Origin of the sequence: Collinsella sp. AF33-16 (assembly GCF_003475325.1) — a bacterium.
Lineage (GTDB): Bacteria > Actinomycetota > Coriobacteriia > Coriobacteriales > Coriobacteriaceae > Collinsella.
Genome location: NZ_QRQC01000037.1, coordinates 1 through 1454, shown reverse-complemented (window position 1 = coordinate 1454; position 1454 = coordinate 1). Strand labels below are relative to the sequence as shown.

At 65.8% G+C, this 1454-nt stretch carries 1 protein-coding gene and 1 pseudogene; both read left to right on the top strand.

The window, feature by feature from the left end; translation table 11 throughout:
* Positions 1 to 26: 26 nt before the first annotated feature.
* Positions 27 to 356, top strand: a pseudogene (locus DWZ52_RS10360) (helix-turn-helix domain-containing protein); the annotation flags it as partial.
* A gap of 202 nt (positions 357 to 558) precedes the next feature.
* Positions 559 to 1410, top strand: coding sequence for an IS3 family transposase (locus DWZ52_RS09590; RefSeq protein ID WP_199579251.1), 852 nt, complete (start codon positions 559 to 561; stop codon positions 1408 to 1410).
* Positions 1411 to 1454: the final 44 nt, after the last annotated feature.

Here is a 1454-nt window from a genome sequence, read left to right as displayed (position 1 = left end):
TGTGAACTGCCTCCCATTTCTTGGACATGAGAAATGGGAGGCTTTTTATGCGTGTCGACTTGAGGGTGAAGCACGGCATCGAGGCCAGGAAGGCGGCGATCGAGCTCTTCGAGCGAGGCCACGGCTACAAATCGGCGGCGAAGGCGCTGTCGGTCCCGCGCGACACCGTGAGACAATGGCTCTACGTATACCGGTCGTTCGGAAGCGAGGTGCTGCTATCCATGGACGGAAAGCAGGGCAGGTACACATACGAGCAGAAGGTCGCCGCCGCCTCCGCCGTCGTCGACGGCGGCATGACGAAGACCGAGGCGATGGCGGCGTTCGGCATAATGTCGATGTCGCCGCTCAAGAAGTGGTGCGCGCTATACCGCCGGGGCGGCGCGGAGGCCCTGCGCCCGAGGCCCAAGGGCCGGCCGAGCGGTTCCAAGGCGAGGCCGCGCACCCGCGAGCAGGAGCTCGAGGAGCGCTGCCGAAGGCTCGAGACCGAGGTGGCCTACCTAAAAAAATGCGTGCCCTGGTCGAGAGGGACGGGCTCTGACCAGGGCGAAGGTCGAGGCCGTGAGCGCCCTGCGCGAAGAGGGGTACGAGCTGGGGCGCCTGCTGGAGTGCGCCGGCCTGGCCCGGTCCAGCTACTACTACGCGCTGTCGCACCCGGGCAGGCCGACGCGCCCGGAGCTGCGGGGCGCGGTGGCGGAGATCTTCTCGCGCACGGCCAACGGGTGCGGCCACCGCCAGGTCGCCATGTGCCTGCGCGCCGAGCTGGGCGCGCGCATAGCCTACAAGACCGTGCTCAAGATGATGCGGGAGATGGGGGTCCGCTGCGGCATCCGCCGCGAGACCGACTACCATAGGTACAACTCGTACAGGGGCAAGGTCGGAAAGACCTTCGAGAACGTCATCGGCAGGGACTTCGCCGCCGACGGGCCGTGGGAGAAGATGGGCACCGACGTCACCGAGTTCAAGCAGCCCTGGGGCAAGGCCTACTTCGCGCCGGTGTACGACTTCGGCAGCAAGGAGATAGTCGCGTGGTCGACGTCGACCAGCCCGGGCATGGCGCAGCAGGCCGAGCTGCTCGACCGGCTGCTGGCGAAGATGCCCGAGGGCGCGAAACCGGTGCTCCACAGCGACATGGGCTGGCAGTACCAGCACGCCGCACGGTGCGGGAGGCTGAGGGACGCCGGGATCGTCCAGAGCATGTCCAGAAAGGGCAACTGCATCGACAACGGCGCCACCGAGCAGGTCTTCGGCCACATGAAGGACGAGTTCTTCCGTGGAAGGACGTGGCCGGACTTCGAGTCCTTCAAGGCGGACCTCGACGACTTCGTGGTCCATTGGAACACGAGGAGGCGCCAGGTTAAACTGAAGGGACTGACCCCGGAGGAGTTCCGGAGCCAGTCCCTTGCGGCGTAGTTCTTATTTAAGCCGTCCAAGTTTTGGGGTGCAGTTCAGTGCCG